This is a genomic window from Pseudoramibacter alactolyticus ATCC 23263 (assembly GCF_000185505.1).
Lineage (GTDB): Bacteria > Bacillota > Clostridia > Eubacteriales > Eubacteriaceae > Pseudoramibacter > Pseudoramibacter alactolyticus.
Genome location: NZ_GL622359.1, coordinates 870471 through 893621, shown reverse-complemented (window position 1 = coordinate 893621; position 23151 = coordinate 870471). Strand labels below are relative to the sequence as shown.

Below are 23151 nucleotides of genomic sequence, written 5' to 3'. Positions count from 1 at the left end.
CACCAGAAATTCTTTCCTGCCTCGCAGAATCCGGTTTAAGGCTTTGTCAGTGGCGTCCTCAAGTACAGCTTCATTCATCGTCCGGTTAGCGTAGTTTATGTCGGGGCGTTTGGCTCCAATCGGCTGATGCAGCGCCAGACAATGGATTTGCAGCCGTGGTTGTTCCAGTGAACTCTCCGGTAAAGCTTGCCGCATTCAGCGCAGATCACAATCTGTGCAAAGCAGTGATTGCAGGATGGCATGGTTTCGTTTCTGGAAGAGCAAACAGGGGCTATAACTGAATACTCTGAAGTTCTGGTCAGGCGGCTGATCGAGAAGATAACGATTTTCGATGAGAAAATGACAGTAAAATTTAAATCCGGACCGGGAATCGATGTTGACGCATAAGCAACAGATACACCTCGCTCCGGCGGGGAGTTCTTCTGATTCAAGGGTAGAAATATTCATAATCATAATATATAATAAATTATACGATTTCTATAATTTGCAGTAGGAAGGCGAGGTTAAAGAATGCCCCGAAATAATGTAGAGCTGGATGTAAAGATCAGATGCATTGAAAAGGAGGTTGCTCAGCTGAAACTTTCCGAAGAGATACACATCGCTCCGGCAGATGTGAACAGACTAATAAAAAAAGCGATAACGTGGTCAATAAAACCTTCATCAGTCTGATGGAGGCTCTGGGCTACAATGTGGAGCTGACCTGTGTGAAGCGGGAGGATTGAAAATATGAAAATAATTATATATGGAGAACGCACTGCGGATGTCTGTCTGATACGGATGGTCGATGATCATGATGCGGAATTTATACAGAAAGAATATAGACGGATAAATGCCGGACGTAAAGGCATAAAGCCTCTTTTGGTTGCGGTTCAGGTTGACGATTGGAATAAGGATCTGTCCCCATGGAAAACCGGCGCTGTCTTTGGCAATGAATCGTTTGGAGAAGGTGCAAAGGATACGCCGACCTTTCTTGCCGACAAGTTGCTGCCGGAAATTAGAGAACATTATTTCGTTGACAGGGCAAATACGATATCATCGGCGGGTATTCTCTGGCGGGGCTGTTTGCGCTCTGGGCGGTCTACCAGACCGATCTTTTCTCCGCTTGTGTGGCAGCGTCGCCGTCAGTATGGTTTCCGGGGTGGCTTGCATATGCGGAAGGCAGGGAGATTATGACGGATAATATCTATCTGAGCCTTGGCAGGAAAGGACTGAAAACAAGAAGCTCTGTAATGAAAACGGTCGGTGACTGTATGATCAGGCAGGATGGATTGTTTTCCGGCAAAAACCATATTTTCGAATGAAACGAGGGCAATCACTTTCAGGATGCCGACATAAGGACGGCAAAGAGGTTTCTGTAGGCGATTAAGGAGGTCAAGCCGTGAATGATAAAATAAAACCGTTAGATATCAGCCATCTGCATTGCTATGCAGAAATCTATGCAAATGCCTTTTCCGGCGAACCATGGAATGACCCGTGGAAAATCGACGACGCCAAAATCCATGTTCGGGAACTGATGGAGCAGAAAACATCTTATGGACTGGAATATGAGGTTGACGGAGAAGTGGTCGGCTTCATACTCGGAATAAGTATGCTTTTTCATTACGGAAGAACCTTTGAAATCAATGATCTGGCAGTGCATCCTGATTATCAGAAGCGCGGCATTGCTGCGATTCTTTTAAAACAGTGTATTGCGGATGTGAAGGCACAGGGGGTGGCGGGGATCCATTTGATCACCGCAGGAGAAGGCGTTCTTCCCAAGTTCTACGAGAAGTATGGATTTAAAGAGGAGAATGGGGTCATTCTTATGGGAATGGATGTGTAAGGTATGGCTTCAAGTAAAAAATATTTAGAATTTATATTAGAACAACTATCCGATTTGGAAGAAATAGCATATAAAGTAATGATGGGTGAATATATAATTTATTATCATGGAAAAATTGTTGGCGGAATTTATGATGATAGATTTTTGGTGAAGCCTGTTAAATCTGCGATAGAGTATATGCCAAATGCAAAATATGAATTACCGTATGATGGATCAAAGGAAATGCTGTTGGTAGATGATGTCGATAACAAAGCGTTTTTAACTGGTTTATTCAATGCAATGTATGATGAGCTGCCTGCACCAAAACCGAAGAAAAAGAAATAATTAAATTTCAGTTTGAAGGGTTGAAAACACTCATGGACAACTTCCTTCAAAGCGGTTTTTCGTCGACAATTCTAAAGCTGGAGAATGCGAAACTGTTGACGTCAAAAGCATTGTCTCATGTGAAGAGCGTGGTATTGATGTCAAAGGTAGCATCCGTCAAGTAAACAAAGTATTGAAATCAAAGGCTTATTCAAAGCCTGTTGTTAAGAGGCTTATGATTATGAAATAGTTACTTACTCTTAATGGATCTAACAGTCTAAAGGCAAATCCATCTGCAGTGGTGCAGGCATTTACAAAAGGTGCCGAGTCAGTTGGAAATGTTGTGACAGAATTTTAGGTGGCTCATATGAATATAAAAAGATGTCTCGGTTGCATGCGATGTATGATAATTCTAAAGAATTCGGAGCATATCCGCGTACAGAAAGACGATATGAATAAAATTTATCCAAAGATTATGGAGGCAGATGTCCTGGTATTTGTGTCTCCTATGTATTGGTGGGGAATCACGGGTGAGCTTAAGTTGGCAATCGATCGTTTTCAGACGATTACAAGACATGCCGGCGTGGATTATCTGGGCAGGAAATTTACGGCACTGTTCATGATATGCAGGGGTGGCGGTGCACAGGCCGAACGGATGTGGTATGCGGCACGGAGTCAAGTTGTAGGCTGCCGTGATCTTGGATATGTGTTCGGCATTGAAAAGCAAAATGTGGAAGAAGCAAGACAGCTTGGAACGAGTATAAAATAATATTCAAACGTTCTAAGTGAGAAGGCCCTATAAGCATGCGGTCGTCGGCGGGGTGCCTGCAAAAAGTGATTAAGAAGATTGGGGAGATAAACCAGGATTTATAGGATGAAGAAAATGGAATTGACAATGCTTGGAACAGGTAATGCTCTTGTGACGGAGTATTATAATACCTGCTTTGTTATCGGTGAAAACAATCAATATTTCATGGTCGACGGCGGAGGCGGCAATACCGTTCTTTCGCAGCTTAAACATGCCGGATTCGATTGGATGGATATGCGCGAGATGTTCGTCACGCATAAGCACGTCGATCATATCATGGGGATCATCTGGATGATAAGGATGATCTGCCAGTATATGAATCAGGGTGATTATGAGGGAGAGGCTAATATCTACGCTCACGACGAAGTCACTGGTATTTTGAGGTCAGCGGCGAACAGGCTTCTTCAGAAAAAAGAAACACGGTTCATCGATGAACGCCTGCACTTGATCGAAGTTCATGACGGTGAAACAAGAAATATTAACGGAAACGATATTACGTTTTTTGATATCGGCTCAACGAAAGCAAAGCAGTTCGGATTTTGCATGAAGCTGTCTAACGGAGAGAAGCTGACCTGCTGCGGAGATGAACCGTGTGAGAAAAGCTCATATAAGTATGCGGAGAATAGTGACTGGCTCTTGCATGAAGCGTTCTGTTTGGCAGAGGATGCCGGCATCTGGAATCCTTATGAGAAGCACCATTCAACTGTAAAGGATGCCTGTGAGCTGGCTGAAAAGCTGAACATCAAGAATCTGATTCTTTATCATACCGAGGACAGGCGTATCGAAAAGAGGAAAGAGCTATACATTACGGAAGGAAGGCAGTATTATCACGGGAATCTTTATATCCCGGACGATCTGGAGAGAATCACGATAGGAGAATGAAAATTGTATTTTGAATATGACGACACGGAAACAGAATATCTGAAAAGCAAGGATAAAAAGCTCGGTGAGATCATAGATCGCGTCGGACATATTTATCGTCCGGTCGACATTGACCTTTTCTCTTCCGTTATTCACCATATCATCGGACAGCAGATCTCCACCAATGCACAACAGACCTTATGGCGGCGAATGAACGATGGGCTTGGAGAGATCACCGCCGATGCGCTGATAAACGCAGGCAGAGACAAGATCCAAAGCTTCGGAACGACCTTTGTCAAGACGGATTATATTCTGGATTTTGCTCGCAAAGTTAAAAGCGGTGAGTTCGATATTGACAAGGTAGAGCAAATGTTGGATGAAGAAGCCATCACAGCATTATCCTCTCTCAAAGGTATTGGCATCTGGACAGCAGAGATGATCTTGCTGTTTTGCATGCAAAGATCAAATATTTTAAGCTACGGTGATCTTGCAATCCTCCGGGGTATGCGCATGGTCTATCGTCACAGGAAGATAACGAAGGATCAGTTTGAAAAATACAGGAGGCGGCTGTCACCCTATTGCAGCGTGGCAAGTCTGTATTTCTGGGCAGTGGCAGGTGGAGCGATCCCTGAACTTACCGATCCTGCTCCGAAGAAAAAGAACTGGAAGAAATGAAGATGCAGTACACAAATCATTATGAATCACCGCTTGGCGGTGTCACGCTTGGCAGCGACGGCGAGGCTCTGACCGGCCTCTGGTTTGATGGGCAGAAATACTTTGCCGACACGTTCGGAAAAGAGCACGAAGAAAAAGGCCTTCCGATATTCGCAGAAACAAAGAGATGGCTGGATATCTACTTTAGCGGAAGGGCACCGGATTTTACGCCGCAGCTTCACATGTTCTGCTCGGATTTCCGCAAAGCCGTGTGGGAGATCATGCTGACGATTCCTTATGGACGTACTATGACATACGGGGAAATTTCGGAAGAGATCGCAAAGCAGCGCGGACTGAAACGGATGTCGGCGCAGGCAGTTGGCGGAGCAGTCGGACATAATTCCATTTCTTTAATCATTCCCTGTCACAGGGTAGTCGGAACAAACGGAAGCCTGACAGGCTATGCCGGTGGAATCGACAAGAAGATATGGCTTCTCGAACATGAGGGTGTGGAAATGGACGGTCTGTTCAGACCAAAACACAGTACAGCGCCATGATAAGACCGGGGTGAGACGATGGCACCGGGTAAAGTTATAAGACCAGTTCCCTGATACCGCAGGTTGAGACGATGGGCAGATATGTGAAAACGCATATTTATAGGTAAGAGAGCAGGTTTCGACTTGTTCCCGCAAACGGTCAAAGGGGGATTTTGACAAGATTCCGCGAACCGAAAAATGCCCTTGACCTGTTCCCGATAACAAAGGTCGCAGGTTTTTGCCAGTTCACGGTAACTGGTCAATAAGGAAACATCAAGATAGAGCAGTCGTGCCATATAGAGACGGTCGCCCTTCTATCAAGGAGAGGGAATAAATAAGGATAGAAAGATTTTGAATCAAGGGATTCCGAAGAATCGTCCAGGTTTGGACGATTTGCCGAAATCCCTTTTTTATGTTGTTTAACAGTTGCTTCATTCAATTCAGCGATATGGTTTAAACAAAAGAAATAGTAAATAACGCATCAAAATGACTCTTGACAGAATAGTTAGAAGATGCTAACATATTTTTGTCGAGGATTTCCTCGATAAAAGAGGAGGGAATTTTGTCAAGTAAGCGATTATCAAAGGATGTAAGAAAAAGCCAGATTCAACATGCTGCAAAAGAAATCATTTTAAAAAAAGGCTTTTTCAATACAACGATGGATGATGTCATTGTATGTTCAGGCATGTCGGTTGGAGGTGTTTATCACTATTATAAAAATGTCTATGAGATTTTCTATGACACGATGTCTCAGGGGCTTGATTATGGTGAAGAGAGAAATTTTTTGAAGGCAGGAGAAAGACATGATTTAGATACTTTTGTTGATTTTATGATGGCTAAAATTTTTGATGATAATGACTACAAAGAATTGTTTGCAATTCTGTTGGAGGGGATTGCGAGAGATCAGAAGCTGTTGAGAATATATAAAAAACTCAATATTAAATATATTGATATTCTTCATAGAGCATTTAGAGATTCAGGCATCTCAAAGGATATATTAGAAGATCGTTTTTTAATATTCTTCACCCATTCTTTATTGATCGGATATGCTTCATTCGAACCTTTAGGAGGCAAAGAATCATTTCAGAAGAACAAAGATATCGTAAAAAAAATGATTTTACTATATCTCAATGAATGTCAAGGGAGGAAAAATAAATGAAATTAAAATTAAAAGATGTGATTATCGTCAGCTTGCTCGGAGTTGTAGGCTTTGTGATCAGTATGGCGTCGGGAATGATAACACAACTATTTGGAACTTATGGGGTTTTCGTACATGTTTCAATAGGAAGTTTGTTATGCGCTCCTGTTTATTTTGTTATGTGCCATAAAATTCCTAAAAGAGGAGCAATATTTATTTATTATTTATTAGCAGGCATCATTTATTCTATTATGGGTTTTATTCCAATGTTGCCTATTATGGTTGTAGCCGGTTTGCTTGGAGAGCTTTGCATAGGCAATAGAAACAATTATATCAATGATGGCAGAATTAGTATTTCGTATGTTGTATCGCAGGTTATTTATGCTCTGCACGGATTTTTCTTTATCCTTTTCTTAGGGGTAGAAGGATTAGTAAAGACGTTTCCGAATTTATTCACAATGGAAAAAGCTCAAATGGTAAAAGATACCTTTTTCAGCCCGAAGAATATGGCCATTATATTGTCTGTAGAAATGATTGCGGCCATTCTTGGAACGCTGTTTGGGAAATACGTCAATAAAAAATTCTTTGATAAAACCAGCAAGAAAAAGGATATTTTGTCCTAATGAGCTTCGAGAAGCGTCTGATATTAAAGCCATTGACCATTGGCATTCTCATGATTATGTATACAAGCGTTTTGCTTTTTAGCGAAATGCTTGTATATTGGGGCATGCTTCTTTTTAGCTTTTTTCTGCTTTTTTTGGTAAATCCAAAAAAAGCATTTTCTTTTGTCTTGGTATATATTTTCTTGTTCACCGGAATAAAGATTTTATCAAAGATTTTTATAATAGATGGGTGGTTGGGTTCCATTTATACGATGGGACTTATTGTAATTAAACTATTTCCACTTTGGAGTTTGGCGGGGATCGCGACGAACTTTAACATTTCAGAAATTATTGCATCACTAAGAAAGACTAAATTACCCAATAATTTATGCGTTGGCGTTTCCATTTTTATTCGTTTTATACCGGAATATAAACGCTATTTGAATGAAATCAAAGAGGGATTAAAAGTTAGAAATATTTCGTTCAATATACTGCAACCAATACATAGCATTGAAATGTATTTAGTGCCTATGATTTATAAAGCGTTTGAAACAGGCAATGTTTTGACTTGTGCATTGATCACAAAAGGGATTGAGTTTGATTGTAAAAAAACTTCCTATGCAGATTTATCATTGACATGGTGCGATTATGCAGCGATGATCGTCGGCGTAGGATTTATAGGGATAGCGATATGGGAAAAGCTGCAGAAATAAATATCAATAAATTTTCTTATGCTGACAAAACGGTATTAGAAAGTATTGATTTTACAGTAGAAAAAGGTGAAGTGGTAGTTATAACGGGATTATCCGGCTCTGGGAAAACAACCCTAATGAGATTACTCAATGGTCTGATTCCGGAATTATATGATGGTAATTTGGCAGGAGAAATAAAGATATTAGGCAAATCCATCAACGAATATAAGACCGGAGAGCTTGCCAAATATGTCGGCAATGTTTTTCAAAATCCTGACGAGCAGTTCCTTGTTAATGAAGTTGAAAATGAAATTGCTCTGGTTGGGGAAAATACGGGAATGAGACGCGCCCTCTTACTAAAACGAGTGGAATATGCGATGCAGCAACTCGGGATATCGGATCTTAAAGGAAGAAAAATAAGAGGCCTTTCAGGAGGGCAAAAACAAAAAGTTGCCATCGCTTCTACCTTGGTCTATGACAGCGATATTGTTATTTTAGATGAGCCAACTGCGAATCTGGATTTTGCATCCATCGAAGAACTAAAAGATGTTTTGAAAAAACTTAAAGATCAAGGGAAAACGATCATTATTGCAGAGCACAGATTATCTTATTTGAAGCATATGATAGATCGTTTAATTCTTCTTAAAAACGGCCATCTTGAAAAAATTTTTTTACCAAAAGATTTAAATGAAGGTGTTCGTAAAGAAAATATGCTTAGGTGCTTTGATTATACAAATTTAAGGAGCGCAGCACCAAAAGTCGGTGGAGATATACTCATTAAAGTGGATGGGTTACTCATTAAGAATAAGGACTATCAGCTGAGAGATCATGTAAATTTCTCCTTAAACCGGGGAGAGTGTATGGCGGTGATCGGGGAAAATGGGATTGGTAAAACGACGATGGCAAAAGAACTTATCGGTCTTTTGCCGATGAAAAGCGGCAAAGTATCCTATGGAACATCTCAAAAAAACAGATTGAAAAATACTGGCGCAAGTTTGCAGAATTGCGGAAATATGTTTTTTTATGAAACCGTTGAAAGAGAGTTAATTCCCTTAAAAAAGGAATCGGACAAAGCATATTTGGAGAAGATAAAGGAATATCTAATAGACTTGGAATTGTGGGACAAGCGAATGATGAACCCACATGAATTGTCCGGAGGAGAAAAACAGAGACTTGCACTTTTGATTGCATTATTAAAAGATTCAAAACTTGTCATTTTGGACGAACCAACTGCAGGGTTAGATTATCAAAGAATGGCGTTGGTTTCTTCTGCTATAAAGGAAAAGACGCAGGCTGTTCCGGTTATTCTGATTACACATGATTTGGAGTTGTTATTTAAAACTTGTAACACAGCTTATCTCATGTCAGAGAAAGGTCATAAAAAAATCTGCGTTAGAGGGAATGAAGATTTGATTATAAATTTTTTTAAGGATAAGGCTAAAGTGAAAAGTGCTGATTGCATATAGTTTGTGAAAGTAACAAATGGATGAGAAAATTTAAACAATGGAAGGATAGAACAACGAGGAACTTATAAAGGGCTTATGAAACAAGGCGGCTTGTATAAAATTTTGATAGGCATGAAAAATAAGGCCATTACCTGGAAAATTGCGAATTAGTAAAATGCTAAACGGTATATTGATTGCAAAAGCTTCAGATTGCGGTGTTTTAAGCATACGAAAATTTAGCTTGACAGCATACAAAAGAGGGTTCCCGTGATTGCAGTCATCCGTATCATTTTGATTTGTTTTATCATTGACGCGTCAAGACTTCTCGCGATCACTGCGGCGGCGGGAAGACGAGCCGTGAAAGCACCATAAAAATGCAACCGGAAAATGCCCGGGCCTTCATCGCAGAGTGAAGGCCCGGGCATTTTAGATTTTGCGTTCTGGGCGAGATGGAACCGTGGCACAAAATGGTTGGCCCTGCTGATGGCGGCATCGGCAAAGAACACGGGAAACAAACGGCAGCAATGTTGTAAAAGTTAGAAAGCGTAAAATTCTTTAGTGATTTTTAAAAGGGTTGACGACGCTGTCGATAACGAGCGGAGAAATCGGATGCGAAAAAGCAGTCGGATCGGGAAAAATGAAAACGGTGTAATCCTTGAAAAATCTAAAAATAATCGCATAGATAAAGATAGAAAGAGCAGTGCAAAAATGCGGTTTAGAATAATGCATTAATATTAAAACATATTTTAGTAAATATTAAATAATTGTATTATCTTATTGACACACCATAACAGCGGATATAAGATAGACTCCGATAAAACAACAAGAAAAAATTGAAGAGATCAGAGCACAGGCATGCTCGGTCATTCAGGATAACGAAAGGCAAAAGACAATGAATGTGATCAAGCAAATCGAGGCGATGGTACAGGTCCATGGCGATCGGTTGTGTTTTTCATCCCGGTCGGGCAGTATGTGTTACGATGAGATGTGGCGCGATGTCGGGAAATTGGCTCATTGGCTCGACGGTGTTTTGGGGGACAATCGGGACCCGGTGGTGGTCTACGGGCACAAGGATCCGCTGATGCTGGTGTGTTTTTTAGCATGTGCCCGCTCCGGCCGGGCTTATTGTCCCGTGGATACCAACATGCCGCTCGAGCGGGTGAGTGAAATCATTCAAATGGTGGCCAATCCGGTGGTACTGACGACGGAAACGTTGCATGCAGGTGTTTCGACAAACAGCCGGGTGATGACGCCAGCCGCCATCAAAGCGGTGCTGGCGGAGCAATCGGCGGCCGCCTATCGGAATCATTACGATCCGTCGGCGAATCATTACATTATTTTCACCTCTGGAAGCACGGGCAAACCCAAAGGGGTCATGATCACAGGAGACAATCTTGGCCGTTATCTGGACTGGATTATCGGCATTGGCGGTGATGCGACGGCTGCCCCCCAGGTTTATCTCAATCAGGCGCCGTTTTCTTTCGATTTGTCGGTGATGGATTTATACCGCTCGCTGGTGACCGGGGGAACGCTGTGGTGCGTGGACAAGGCATTGCAGCAGGATGTACCGGAAATGCTGACTTATATTCAGACGGGGCAGATCAACACATGGGTGTCGACCCCTTCTTTTGCGGATGTTTGTCTAAGCGAAGCTGATTTTGACAGCGCACACTTTCCAAGCATTGATTTGTTTTTGTTCTGCGGCGAAACCCTGCACAAGGCTACGGCGGCCAAACTGCTTACGCGGTTTCCTGCGGCGCAGGTGTTTAATACCTATGGCCCAACGGAAACGACGGTCTGCGTGACGGCGGTACTCGTCACCAAGGATATGACAAACGCGGAAGGCGCTTTGCCCATCGGAGTCCCCAAGCCGGATTTGGCGGTACGCATTGTCGCCGAGGATGGCAGCCTCGCGGCACCCGGCGACAAGGGGGAGATGACCATTGTTGGGGACACGGTCAGTCCGGGATATTATAAGAATCCCGAAAAGACCGCTGCCGCATTTTTCACCACTACCCTGAACGGCCGGCCGGTGCGGGGATATCGCACCGGCGATGTGGGGTATTACGGGCCGGACGGCTTGCTTTATTATGAAGGGCGCATTGATCAGCAGATTAAATGGCACGGCTATCGCATCGAGCTCGGCGATATTGAAAGCAATCTGACTAAGCTTGACGGCGTGGCTAAAGCGGCTGTGGTACCCAATCGAAGCGGCGATCAAATCAAACATTTGGCGGCTTTTGTAATTCGCGAAGCCGTAGCGCATCCGGAACAGGAGTGCGCCGCTTTTGAAAAGGCGCCGGGCGGTTGGACGCTTACCGACGGCTACGCCGGACGCAAATGGGTGCGTGCGGGCCTCAAACAGATCGTACCGAATTATATGGTGCCCAAGCAGGTGATTTTTGTCGACCATTTCCCGCTGAGCCAAAACGGCAAGATTGACAAAAAGCAGCTGGCGCAAAGCCTCTGATATGGCGAGAGGTTAGCAGCGTGCAATTATTCAGCGATAATTTATTTTTTATTTGGCTCGTGGTGCTGACGCTTCCGGCGATTTGGCTGGGCGCCCATGAGCAGCCCATCAAATATTACGGTGCGGCGGTCACATTGTTTTTCGTGTGGATGGCCATGGGGAACAATTTCAAGGCGCTGGCCTACCTCATCGGCTTTCTGATTTATACTTTCGTGCTGATTCAGATTTATTTGAAGGTGCACAAAACGAAGGGGCGCAATGCCAAATTTTATTATCTGTTCTTGGGCTTAGCGATTTTGCCCCTGGCACTGAACAAGGTGTTCATTGCCGCTCACGACCCGCATGATATCCTGCGGTTCATGGGGATTTCCTACATGACGTTCAAATCAGCCCAGATCGTCATTGAAATTTATGACGGTCTGATCGAAAGCGTCGACGCTTTTGAATATGCGTATTTACTGCTTTTCTTTCCGGCACTGAGCTCTGGCCCCATTGATCGCAGCCGTCGTTTTAATGACGATCTTCATCAGGTGATGCCCAAGGCGGAATATCTCGATCTGGTTGGAACTGGATTGTTTAGGATCCTGCGGGGCCTGGTTTATAAAAAGGCCATTGCCACCGGCTTTTATCAGTTAATGATCTGGTTTGGCATGGGGCATTCCCTGCGCGGCGGCCTGATTTATATGTATACCTATGGTTTTTACCTGTTTTTTGATTTTGCTGGGTATAGCGACATGGCCGTGGGGGCGAGTTATCTGTTCGGTATCAAGACACCGGACAACTTCAACAAGCCCTTTGTGAGTGTGGATATCAAAGAATTTTGGGATCGCTGGCATATCACCTTGTCCCATTGGTTCCGAGATTTTGTGTTTTCGCGCATCACGATGAACATGATTCGCAAGAAGCGATTTAAAAACAAGCTGACACGGGCATCGGTGGCGTTTATTATTAACATGGGCATCATGGGCTGCTGGCACGGCCTCACGTCTTATTACATTGCCTATGGCCTGTATCACGGGGTGCTGCTCTCGGCAACGGAGATCTTCCAGAAGAAATCTAAATTTTACAAACGTCATAAAAAAGATAAAGGGTTTAAAGCGGTGTCGTGGTTAGTAACTTTCAATTTGGTTATGTTTGGATTTTTGATTTTTTCAGGACGTTTGAACGTGTTGCTTCACCTTTAACGGGTGAAGGATGAATGGCATGAGGCCAACAAAAAAATAAATGTGACGCTATCATTGGAAAACAAAGAAAGAAGGAGAAAAAATGGAAGAAAAAATTCTGGCGATTTTAGAGGAATTATGCGGCGACGAAGTCGTTCGGGAAGATTTGGACATCAATTTAACGGAAGAAGACCTGCTTGACTCTTTGGATTATGCCGAACTGCTGACGGAAATCGAATCGGCCTTCGGCATCGTGATCTCGCCATCAGAGGTCGCTCGGGAAGACATGGACACGCCGAACAAAATCATCGCTCAGGTTAAAAAGCGTTTGACACAGTAGGCTTTTGCTATGCGAAAAGTCAAAGCGTTTTGTGTGGCGACGCTATTGTTTTGCTGCTTTGCCGCGGGGCTGCACGCCATTTGCGTGAGCACTGGACTTCAGGCAAAGGATCATCGGTTCGGCACCTGGGACAATCGCTATAAAGATTTGTCTTATAACGGGCTGCGGATGAATATCACAAAGAAGACCATGGTCGTGTTCGGGTCTTCCGAGTTTCGGCATGGCAAAAACACAGCCTATCATCCGCGTAATATATTTGCTCATTCGAATGTTCGGCTGATGACGATCGGCGGTCCCTTCAACCAGACCCTTTTTCACACAGTGGCGCTCGGGGCGACCAGTGATCAGATTAAGAGCAAGAAAGTGGTGCTGCTTGTTTCGCCGACATGGTTTGCGGGCAAGGGCGTAAAATCAAAGGCCTATGCGCTGCGGTTTTCCAAAACAGAATACATGGCTTTTATGGAAGACCCGAAAATTCCAGTCGATGTTAAGCGGTATGTGGCCAGACGTTCAGAAAAACTCCTGGCGCACGATCCGAAACTGAGCCACTTTGTAAAAAATTGTAATGCGGTGAATCTTGGGAAAAATCCGAAGCTTTATCAGCGTCTGCTGTATCTGTCCAGCAAGCGTTACGCCACGGACACGGACTACATTACCATGAGAATGGCCATGACCTTTATGGCAGACCGCAATACCCACAACCGGACGGTAGAGAAGGTGCTCGGGCCCTTGCGGGAGAAAGCCCGGATGCAGATGTATCAGGGACTGAGGCGGAAAGGCGTTGTGACGTCGAAAGATCTCAAACAATTTATGGCGCGCAAAAAAGTCTGGCAGCAGGTGCGCAAAGCCAGCCAAAAAAGATCGAATAACGCATTTTATATGTCCAATAGAATGTGGAGAAGCAAGTATGCCAGGCTCGCGCCGAAGATGGCCGGGGCTCACGCCCATGCAACCTGGGAAAAGACTTCGGAATACGACGATTTGCGAGCCTTTTTAAAAATCTGCAGGGCCAGGGGTATCAAGCCGATGCTGCTCGTGCTGCCGGTCAACGGTTATTGGTATGATTATACCGGGATGACGGCCGATAAGCGCGACGTGGTGAACCGCAGAGTCAAGGCGATGGCGGCCGCTTACGGCGCGAAGTATGTTTCGCTGTCGAAATACGATTATCGACCGTACATCACGACGGACGCCGTTCATCCCTGGAACGAAGGATGGTTTCAAATTGATCAGAAAATTAATGCCTATTATCAGCAAAATTAAAAAAATTCTCGGGACGATTTCCTGGCGTTACACGCTTTATTTTTTCATCCTGATGGTCGTGCTCTATCTGTTTTCGATGTTTGGCAGCATGCTCAGCTCGCCGGGATTTGTTTACGAGGCATTTTAGCGCGGGATCATCGTTTTGCCGTGGCGGATAGATTGACTTGATAGTGATTTCCAACTTGACAAAAAAGTGTGTGCTGTGATATAAAAGAAGCAATTTAAAGCGAAACGGAAGAGAAGTAATTCAAAATAAAGCTTATTCAGAGAGCTGTTGGTTGGTGCGAAACAGCGCGCGCGGTTTTGGATGAATGGTCTTCCCAGCGCAACCGGAACGCAGATTGTGAACGGCAATCTGTTATTATGGGAGACGGAGCAAGTCCCTTCGTTAACAAAAGACGGCATATTTCGGCTTTGTCCGCGTATGCGCTAAGTGGATTGCCAAATAATGGCAGTCAAGCCGGGTGGCACCGCAGAAATCAAAATGTATTTTCTGTCCCTGCATCAGATCTTTGAGATCGTGTTGCGGGGATTTTTGTTTATAATCCGCTGCAATGGCGATCGACTTGTATTTCAATTCAGCGGAGGCAAAAACATGAGCAAGCATATTCCCTACAAGATTTATCTCGAAGAATCAGAAATTCCTAAACAATGGTACAATGTCCGTGCCGATATGCAAAACAAACCGGCGCCGTTATTAAATCCGGCAACCAAACAGCCGGTCACCTTTGACGATTTGACGCCGGTTTTCTGTGACGATTTGGTGGCTCAGGAACTTGACGACGATACGGCGTATTTTGATATTCCGGATGCCATCAGAGAATACTATAAAACCTACCGCCCTTCGCCGTTGGTTCGGGCCTACAATCTTGAAAGGGCGCTTAACACACCGGCAAAGATTTATTACAAATTTGAAGGCAACAACACCAGCGGCAGTCACAAGCTCAATTCGGCCATCGCGCAGGCCTATTATGCCAAGAAGCAAGGACTTAAAGGCGTGACCACCGAAACCGGTGCCGGCCAATGGGGAACGGCACTTTCCATGTCCTGTGCGTATCTGGGCCTGGACTGCAAGGTCTATATGGTTAAGGTGTCCTATGAGCAAAAGCCCTTCCGGCGGGAAGTGATGCGCATCTATGGCGCAGATGTAACCCCTTCGCCGTCGATGACCACCGAAATCGGCAGGCGAATTAACGCAGCGCATCCGGGGACTACCGGCAGCTTAGGCTGTGCTATTTCCGAAGCAGTGGAAACAGCTACAACTTATGAAGGCTATCGCTATGTGCTGGGATCGGTGCTCAATCAAGTGGTGCTGCATCAGTCAGTGATCGGGCTGGAAGCGCAGACAGCCTGCCGGAAATACGACATTGAGCCGGATGTGATCATCGGCTGTGCCGGCGGCGGCTCTAATCTCGGCGGGTTGATCTCGCCTTTTATGGGGGAAAAGCTGCGCGGCGAAAAGGACTATCGGTTTGTGGCTGTAGAGCCGGCATCCTGTCCGAGCTTTACTCGGGGCAAATTTGCCTATGATTTTTGTGATACCGGCAAGGTTACGCCGCTGGCAAAGATGTACACTTTGGGATGCGATTTTATTCCGTCGGCCAATCACGCCGGAGGACTGCGCTTTCACGGCATGAGTCCGATTCTTTCCCAGCTCTATCATGACGGACTGATGGAGGCCGTTGCGGTGGAACAAACCTCGGTCTTTGCCGCCGCAGAACAATTTGCGCGGGTTGAGGGCATTCTGCCGGCGCCGGAAAGTGCGCATGCCATTCGTGTGGCTATTGACGAAGCGCTCAGAAGCAAGGAAACCGGCGAAACCAAAACCATTCTCTTTGGCCTGACGGGTACCGGCTTCTTTGACATGACGGCCTATGAACAATTTAACGATCACGCCATGGGGGATACGATTCCGGGCGATGATGAATTAAGCGGCAGCCTTTCGGAATTGCCAAAAGTCGATTGAAACATCGGTATTTAAAAAACTGCTCCTCTAAATTCGGAGCAGTTTTTTTGTGCCGGGAGTTGGATAATTGAATGGTTGTGGCTAAATGATTTCTGTTATTGACAAGTTTTAATATTACCGTTAAGCTTTAAATATCACAGGGGAGCTCTTGCTGAGAAAGGCACATGCCTGACCCTCATGACCTGATCCGGACAATGCCGGCGCGGGGAGTGAAGCACAGCCCCTCCTGAAATCAAGGAGGTTTTTTATGTTTAAGAATTTGCAGGGATTTTTTGAAGCGGGAATCGGCAAGGCCGCGATTGTTGCGGCGGTGGTCGTTCTACTTGCGTTACTTTCGCTGATGGATCGCGGCCATCGGGATGAGGGGGGCAATTCTCGGCCGCTCGATGTCCGGGCGCTGACCATTTCAGCACTGATGATTGCGATGGCGATGGTGCTGTCGCAGGTTCGATTGTTCAAAATGCCCCAGGGCGGATCGGTGACGGCTTTTTCGATGCTGCCCATCGCGCTGTGCGCTTATTTGTTCGGGACGAAGCGCGGCATCATGGCCGGGGTTTGCCTGGGGCTGATCAACCTGATGTTTGACCCTTACGTGATTCATCCGGCGCAGCTGCTCATTGATTATATCCTGGCATTTGGCGCTTTGGGCATTGGCGGACTGGTGCGGTATCAGAAAAACGGTCTAATTAAAGGGTATCTGCTGGGGATTTTTGGGCGCTATATTTGCGCGGTGGCCTCAGGGGTTATCTTTTTTGGCGCCTACGCGCCCCAACGGTTTAATGCCTGGACCTGGTCGCTGTGGTATAATTTGACCTATATCGCGGCGGAAGGCGCCATCACGGTGATCGTGCTGTGTATTCCGGCCGTTAAAAGATTGTTTGAAAGAGCCCAGAAACAGGTGGAAGCACCGGACAGTGTGTCTTAATCAATAAGAAGGGGGGGGCGCGATTCGATATTGATGCGGTAAAAGTGTAAATGAGCGTGCAAAAAATTTGATCTAAGCAGCGGAAGCCCTGGCATCTGCTGCTTTTTTGTATGCCGAAAAACCTTAAAGGTTTGAACAAAAAAGGTTCTTCTTGTCGCGTTCCGCTTTGAATGCGGTCTGTCAGCTGCAGGGAAAGGAACGAAAAGGAGGGTTCATTCATTATGGGAATGAATGATATCAATAGTTTATTGCATTCAAAGTGGAACTGTAAATACCATATTGTGTTTGCTCCAAAATACAGGCGCATGTTTTTTTGCTGGGAGAAAAAAGAGCCATTGGCATATTGAGGAAATTGTGCGAATGGAAGGGCGTTAAAACCGTCAATGCAGAAATCTACCCGGATTATGTTCATATGCTGGTGGAAATTCCTCCAAATATACTGTATCAAAGTTGTATGGGATATTTGAAAGGAAAAAGAGCACGATGTTGTATGAAACCTTTGGGGAATTGAAATCTAAATATCGCAATCGGGAATTTTGGTGCAAAGGAGATTATGTGGATACGGTCGGGAAGAATGAGAAAAGAATCAGCGAATATATAAGGAATGAACTGTCAGAGGATAAATTGGGCGAACAACTGGCAATTTCGGGAACCAATCCATTTAGAAGTAAAAAGTAACAAGACAGACAAAGCGGTTGACAGATTGTGTTTACAGTTTTACGTGTTCGCTAAGAGCAGAGGGCGTTGCCCCTCAAATGATAATCACACATTGGACGCGTGGATGGGTTTGTGTCATTTTTGAGAGATATATCCCGGTAAAACTTGAAATGGATGGGCGATGTCTGCGGTCGAAAAAGGGATTCGAGAGATGGCGGGCCATATAAAAATAAATAATAATGTAAAAGACAAGAATAAATATTGACAGATAATTATCGGCAAGCGTATAATTATAGCACTTGCCTAATTTTTAAAATTTAAATGAACACCGGGACACGGTGTTTTAAAATGATTCTAATGTTAGTTAAAACTGATAATTTCAAGGGGGAGAAATGAAAGATAGATTATTTCAGACAATGACAGAGATGTTTGACCAATCGTTGAAACTCTATGCCAAAAAGACTGCGTGCTTTTGGAAAAGTGCAGCGGAGGCAGAAGTGGTTTCCTATGCCGAATTAAATGCAGAGGGCAAAAAGTTGGCCGATGCATTAATAGTTTCAGGCGTCGAAAAGGGAGATAAGATCATGCTGCAGTTGCCGACGCCGGGGCAGTATTCGCGAGCCTTTTGGGGGATTCAATACGCGGGGGCCGTGCCCATGGCGCTGCCCTTCGCTATGGGCGATGCGGCCGGCAGGGACGTGCTCGACAAACAGCTCAACATCTGTCGGGATATTGTCAGGCTGACGATTTTAATTCCCGAGGCGTCGCTTAAAGATTATCAGAAAGCGATTGCGCCCTTTGAAAACATAACGCTGATGGTCTATGAAGATTTGATGGAGAAAGGTCGGCGCATCGGCAATACGGGAATGGTTTATCCGAAGATCACCCCGGAAGATGAATGCTGTATTCTTTTTTCCTCCGGGAGCACGGATCTTCCCAAAGGGGTTGTGCTCAAACAGAAAACCATGGCGGCGTCCATTTGCTCTGCGCTTTCCATCATGGATTATGATGATTCGGAACGGAGTCTGAGCTGGCTGCCTTTGACCCATGCGTTTGGATTTATCGGGTTTCATTTGATTCCCATTGCGAAAGGGGCGAGCCAGGGCGTGATGCCGCCGCCGCTGTTCGTGCAGCATCCGGATTGGTTTCTTCGCCAGGTCAGCGATCGGAGGATCACCGTCTTGGGCGGCATGAATTTTGCTCTTAAATTACTGGATGCAGCCGTTTCGGATGCCGATTTAGAAACGCTGAATCTTTCCTGCGTCAAAAACTTTTTCCTGGGGGCAGAGCCGGTCAATGCGGAACTGGCCGATCATTTTGCCGGCCGCTTTGCGGCAGCGGGTCTTTCGCCGGTGGCCCTGCGAACGGCTTATGGCTTATCGGAATCGGCGTTTGCGGTTTCTCTGGGGAAGGCAGGGAAGCCCATGCGCGTGGACTGCCTGGACTTTGATGCGCTGGGCGAAAATCGCGCGCAAATACGCACCGGCGAGACGAACGAACATCGGCAGCAGGTTCGGTATGCCTCTGTGGGAACACCGGTTCCGGGGCTTAAGGTTTTAGTGGCAGATGACGAGGGCCATGCTTTGCCGGAGGAAACGGTCGGCGAGCTATGTTACGCTGGGGAATCGATCAGCGAACGTTATTTTTTCCGTCAAAACGAAATGCAAAAGCGCATGGTCGGTGAATACCTGGCTTCCGGAGATATGGGATATCTTTCTGATGGAGAAATCATCATTACCGGCCGGAAAAAAGACATTATTTTTATCAACGGGCAGAATTACTATCCGCTGGATATTGAAAATCGGATCGCGCGTATTTTTCCGGCACTTAAGGATCGGATTGTCGCCTCTCAGATCTATAACCGCCACAACGAGCCCGAGCTTGTTTTGTTCATTCAAAGCAGGCAGGCGACGGCCGATTTTGCGGTAAAAATTCGGCAGCTGGATCTGGCCATCAAACAGGAGCAATTCATCGCCTTTGATTATTATCTGCCCATTGAAGCCATCCCAAAAACCAATAGCGGGAAAATTCAGCGTTCGGCACTCATTAAGCAATATCAGGACGGGGTGTTTGAACCGATTATCAGCGATATTCGTGCAGCGATTGCGGCAGAGGACGAAACAGATGCGGTTGTTTTTGGCGATTCGCTGTCCATGCGGTTGCAGGATTTATGGAATGAGAGCGTTCAGAGCGGCGGCAGCCGGCATTCTAAAAACTTTTTCGAAGCCGGCGGCAGTTCTATCGTACTCATGCAGCTGGCCACAAAACTTCAGGTGCATTTCGGCATTCGCCTCAGCCTTAAGGCGCTGATGCGGGTTTTTGATGTGAAAAGTTTTGTGGCCCTTGTCAAAGCGCATATGGACGAAGCGACGGCGCCGGTGTGTCTTTCCGTCGAACCCGATCCCGCGCACCGGGCAGAGCCCTTTGCGTTGACGGATATCCAGCGGGCTTATTTGCTGGGGCGGGAAGAGGCCTTTGATATGGGTGGCATCTCGACCCACGGTTATTATGAATACCGTACGGATTTGGACTTGGCGCGATTTGAAGATGCGCTCAACCGCGTGATTGCCCATCAGGATAATATGCGCCTGGTGATGACCGAGGATCACCGGCAGCAAATTTTACAGGCGGTGCCGCACTATCATATCGAGGTGATTGACGGACGGGGCGAGGACGCTGAAACGCTTGAAGCCATCCGGGCCGAGGAGCGGGCGCGGATGTCCCACGCGGTGTTTGCCGCGGATCACTGGCCGTTGTTTGAATTGAAGGCGCTGCGCATCAGCGATCGGGAAAGCGATCTCTTTTTGGGCATCGATCTGCTCATCATGGATGCGAGCAGCATTGAAATGTTCAAACGCGAGCTTCTATGGTGCTACGATCATCCCGGGGCGATGCTGGAGCCATTGGCCTTCACCTTCCGGGATTTTATGCGGGGGATTGACGCGATTCACGCGTCAGAGCAATACGCGAAGGACAAGGCCTTTTGGAAGGAGCGGGCGGCCGCCATTCCGCCGGCGCCTCAGCTGCCGGTGCTCAAAGATACCACGGCAGCTAAAACAGCGGTTTTTAAACGTCTGAGTTTGACTCTTTCGCCGGGTCAGACTGCGCGGCTTCGCGCCCTGGCCACGGCAAACGGCATCTCCTTATCCTCGGTGATCTGCACGGCCTACGCATTGGCGCTGTCGGCCTATGCCAATCAGCCGCGGTGCACGCTGAATGTTACCATTTTCAATAAATATGATTTTCATCCGGATGTTGCGCGGATGATGGGTGATTTTACTTCGACCATGCTCTTGCCTTTTAACTTCGCGGACAACCCGACGATCAAAACGGTCTTTCAAGCGATACAGGATGAAATTTTCTGCGGATTGGAGCATCGCTATTACACCGGAGTGGAATGGCTTCGGGATATCAAAAGGGAACAAGGCACCGGCAACAAAGCCGCGATGCCCATCGTTTTTACCAGCACCCTGGATCAGGCCGATGCGCCGGCGGTCGAGCTCGGCGATCTGCAGTACGCCATCAGTCAAACCTCCCAGGTTTATCTGGACTGCCAGGCCCGGGAGACGCCGGAAGGGATTTTGGTGACTTGGGATTATTTGCAGGCTCTTTTCGACGATGATCTGATGAGGGATATGTTCGCGTTGTTCGAGCATTGTCTTCAAAGGCTGGATCAGGCCGGAAACGTCGCGGATTATCTGCAGCCGAGTGAGGCCTGCCGCGAAAAATGGAAGCGCTACAACGAAACGGCGGCGCCCATTCCCCGGACGACCCTCTATCAACTCTTTGCTGACAGCGTTGCCGGGCATGGCGCAAGCGTCGCCGTGCAGGACGCCGCAGGGTTTTATACCTATGCGCAGCTTCACGAGGCGGCCGGTTGCGTGGCCTCATGGCTTGCCGCCAAGGGCGTGTCCAAGGGGGACTATGTGGGTGTTATGGGCCATCGTCGGAAAGAGACCATCGCGGCAATGCTCGGGGTTCTGAAGATCGGCGCGGCCTATGTTCCGCTGGATCCCGAAAACCCCGAGAGCAGACGGCAAAAGATTGTGACGGACGCAGGCTGCAGACTCGTGATCGACAGCATGGATGCGTTTGACACAAACGGTTTGCCCCGCCCGAAAACGGCGGCCGATCCCGAGGCGGTAGCCTATGCGATTTATACCTCCGGGAGCACCGGCCGGCCGAAGGGCGTCGTGATTACCAACAAGGCTGCGGTCAATACCATCTTGGATGTCAATCAGCGTTACGGTGTCGGCAGCGAGGACTGCTTCATCGGGCTGTCTTCCATTTGCTTTGATTTATCGGTGTATGATATTTTCGGCAGTTTGGCGGCCGGTGCGCGTCTGGTCATGGTGCAGGACCCGCGGAATGTGCGCGAAGTGGCTGCACTGGTGGCCAACGAAGCGGTGACCGTTTGGAATTCCGTGCCGGCCTTCATGCAGATGTATGCGGAGGAGCTGAGCCGGCAGTCAAGCCGCGGCTTTGCCGAAGCCGGCGGCCGGATGATCACGGTAACTGATAATTTGCTGCGGCTGGCTATTTTAAGCGGCGATTGGATTCCGGTAGGCCTGCCGGGGACGATCATGGATTTGCTGCCGGGGATTGAGGTGGTCAGCATGGGCGGCGCGACCGAGGCCTCCATTTGGTCCATCGAATACCCGATCTGCGAGATCCGGCCCGACTGGCAAAGCATTCCCTATGGGATGCCGCTGGCCAATCAGCAGTTTTATGTGTTGAATTATACCGGGGCATTGTGTCCGCCGGATGTGGAGGGCGAGCTCTTTATCGGCGGTGCCGGCGTGGCACAGGCTTATTTAAATGATCCGGTTCAAACCGCGGCGTCCTTTATCGAGCATCCCGCTCTGGGCAGACTTTACCGGACCGGGGATATGGGCCGACTGCATGAAGCGGACGAAGAGACCTACATCATTTTTTCCGGCCGCAAAGATACGCAGGTGAAAATCCGTGGACATCGCATCGAGCTCGGCGAAATCGAAAAGGCCCTGACCTCATTGGACGGAATTGATGAGAGCGCGGCGGTGGTGCAGGCACGGGGCCAGGTGAAGGAAATTTCCGCTTTTGTGGTGTCAGATAAGCCCGTCGACACGGAGGCCGTCAAGGCCGGCCTGAAAGAGCAGCTGCCGAACTACATGGTGCCGGCGGCGGTCGTGGCGCTGGACGCCCTGCCTTTGACAGTCAATGGCAAGGTGGACCGCAAACAATTGGCGGAAGCGGAGGTGCTGGCCGGATCCGGGGCACAAAAACAGCCGGCGACACCGCTTGAAACCCAGATCCGGCGGATTTGGTCACGGGTGCTCGCGGCGGACGGAATCGGCGTGGATCAAAATTTTTACGATATCGGCGGCGATTCAATCAAGCTCTTCACGATCATCAACGAGGTGGAGAGTCATTATCAGCTGAAGTTTCCCCGGGAACAATACTTCGCGTTTGAAACCATTGAAGAGATGGCGGATATTGTGGCTGAGCACGGAGAATGATGGAGCAG

At 46.9% G+C, this 23151-nt stretch carries 20 protein-coding genes, 1 pseudogene and 1 riboswitch; of the genes and pseudogenes, 20 read left to right on the top strand and 1 reads right to left on the bottom strand.

Translation table 11 applies throughout. The features are described 5' to 3' along the window. On the bottom strand, positions 1–195 hold a 195-nt coding region (locus HMPREF0721_RS12230; protein WP_341349319.1), incomplete at its 3' end, for a hypothetical protein. A gap of 531 nt (positions 196–726) precedes the next feature. Here HMPREF0721_RS12230 and HMPREF0721_RS04170 point away from each other — a divergent pair. From HMPREF0721_RS04170 to HMPREF0721_RS04075, 20 genes and pseudogenes are all read left to right on the top strand, one after another. Beyond that, complete coding sequence (locus tag HMPREF0721_RS04170) at positions 727–1173, top strand: alpha/beta hydrolase (RefSeq protein ID WP_006598324.1); 447 nt, start codon at positions 727–729, stop codon at positions 1171–1173. A 205-nt stretch (positions 1174–1378) separates the two neighbouring features. Beyond that, on the top strand, positions 1379–1822 hold the full coding sequence (locus HMPREF0721_RS04165; RefSeq protein WP_006598322.1) for a GNAT family N-acetyltransferase: 444 nt from the start codon (positions 1379–1381) through the stop codon (positions 1820–1822). Between the two features lie 3 nt (positions 1823–1825). Then, a complete protein-coding gene (locus HMPREF0721_RS04160) occupies positions 1826–2146 on the top strand; it encodes a TfoX/Sxy family protein (RefSeq protein WP_006598321.1) in 321 nt (106 codons plus the stop codon). A gap of 346 nt (positions 2147–2492) precedes the next feature. Beyond that, positions 2493–2894: a flavodoxin family protein gene (locus HMPREF0721_RS04155; RefSeq protein WP_083798135.1), complete on the top strand. Its 402-nt coding sequence runs from the start codon at positions 2493–2495 to the stop codon at positions 2892–2894. Between the two features lie 114 nt (positions 2895–3008). Beyond that, positions 3009–3815 carry an MBL fold metallo-hydrolase gene (locus HMPREF0721_RS04150; protein WP_040640256.1) on the top strand — a complete coding sequence of 269 codons (807 nt, stop codon included), beginning with the start codon at positions 3009–3011 and terminating at the stop codon, positions 3813–3815. Positions 3816–3818: 3 nt separating this feature from the next. Continuing rightward, positions 3819–4469, top strand: coding sequence for a DNA-3-methyladenine glycosylase family protein (locus tag HMPREF0721_RS04145; RefSeq protein WP_006598318.1), 651 nt, complete (start codon positions 3819–3821; stop codon positions 4467–4469). Between the two features lie 2 nt (positions 4470–4471). After that, positions 4472–5005, top strand: a complete 534-nt coding sequence (locus HMPREF0721_RS04140) for a methylated-DNA--[protein]-cysteine S-methyltransferase (RefSeq protein ID WP_040639898.1) — start codon at positions 4472–4474, stop codon at positions 5003–5005. 541 nt (positions 5006–5546) lie between these two features. Continuing rightward, on the top strand, positions 5547–6143 hold the full coding sequence (locus tag HMPREF0721_RS04135; protein WP_156788694.1) for a TetR/AcrR family transcriptional regulator: 597 nt from the start codon (positions 5547–5549) through the stop codon (positions 6141–6143). Then, a complete protein-coding gene (locus HMPREF0721_RS04130; protein ID WP_006598315.1) occupies positions 6140–6745 on the top strand; it encodes an MptD family putative ECF transporter S component in 606 nt (201 codons plus the stop codon). Before HMPREF0721_RS04135 ends, HMPREF0721_RS04130 begins: the two co-directional genes overlap by 4 nt. Beyond that, the gene (locus HMPREF0721_RS04125) at positions 6745–7437 is read left to right on the top strand and encodes an energy-coupling factor transporter transmembrane component T family protein (RefSeq protein WP_006598314.1); all 693 of its coding nucleotides are present in this window, start codon (positions 6745–6747) and stop codon (positions 7435–7437) included. The genes HMPREF0721_RS04130 and HMPREF0721_RS04125 overlap by 1 nt, the downstream gene beginning before the upstream one ends. After that, complete coding sequence (locus HMPREF0721_RS04120; RefSeq protein WP_006598313.1) at positions 7416–8882, top strand: ABC transporter ATP-binding protein; 1467 nt, start codon at positions 7416–7418, stop codon at positions 8880–8882. Before HMPREF0721_RS04125 ends, HMPREF0721_RS04120 begins: the two co-directional genes overlap by 22 nt. An 871-nt stretch (positions 8883–9753) precedes the next feature. Next, positions 9754–11331: a D-alanine--poly(phosphoribitol) ligase subunit DltA gene (gene dltA, locus HMPREF0721_RS04115; protein ID WP_006598310.1), complete on the top strand. Its 1578-nt coding sequence runs from the start codon at positions 9754–9756 to the stop codon at positions 11329–11331. Positions 11332–11351: 20 nt separating this feature from the next. Then, positions 11352–12515 carry a D-alanyl-lipoteichoic acid biosynthesis protein DltB gene (gene dltB / locus HMPREF0721_RS04110; RefSeq protein WP_006598309.1) on the top strand — a complete coding sequence of 388 codons (1164 nt, stop codon included), beginning with the start codon at positions 11352–11354 and terminating at the stop codon, positions 12513–12515. Positions 12516–12597: 82 nt separating this feature from the next. Then, on the top strand, positions 12598–12834 hold the full coding sequence (gene dltC / locus HMPREF0721_RS04105; RefSeq protein ID WP_006598308.1) for a D-alanine--poly(phosphoribitol) ligase subunit DltC: 237 nt from the start codon (positions 12598–12600) through the stop codon (positions 12832–12834). 9 nt (positions 12835–12843) lie between these two features. Next, complete coding sequence (dltD, locus tag HMPREF0721_RS04100) at positions 12844–14097, top strand: D-alanyl-lipoteichoic acid biosynthesis protein DltD (protein WP_006598307.1); 1254 nt, start codon at positions 12844–12846, stop codon at positions 14095–14097. Then, positions 14060–14224, top strand: coding sequence for a hypothetical protein (locus tag HMPREF0721_RS11735; protein WP_156788693.1), 165 nt, complete (start codon positions 14060–14062; stop codon positions 14222–14224). Before dltD ends, HMPREF0721_RS11735 begins: the two co-directional genes overlap by 38 nt. Before the next feature lie 468 nt (positions 14225–14692). Further along, on the top strand, positions 14693–16063 hold the full coding sequence (locus HMPREF0721_RS04090) for a TrpB-like pyridoxal phosphate-dependent enzyme (RefSeq protein ID WP_006598305.1): 1371 nt from the start codon (positions 14693–14695) through the stop codon (positions 16061–16063). Between the two features lie 128 nt (positions 16064–16191). Further along, positions 16192–16289, top strand: a riboswitch (TPP riboswitch). A gap of 21 nt (positions 16290–16310) precedes the next feature. Continuing rightward, positions 16311–16988 (top strand): energy-coupled thiamine transporter ThiT, encoded by a 678-nt coding sequence (gene thiT / locus HMPREF0721_RS04085; protein ID WP_006598304.1) that lies wholly within the window; start codon positions 16311–16313, stop codon positions 16986–16988. 313 nt (positions 16989–17301) lie between these two features. Then, a pseudogene (gene tnpA / locus HMPREF0721_RS04080) lies at positions 17302–17666 on the top strand (IS200/IS605 family transposase). Between the two features lie 371 nt (positions 17667–18037). Next, entirely contained in the window at positions 18038–23143 is a 5106-nt protein-coding gene (locus HMPREF0721_RS04075; RefSeq protein WP_006598300.1) for a non-ribosomal peptide synthetase, read from the top strand. Positions 23144–23151 lie beyond the last annotated feature (8 nt).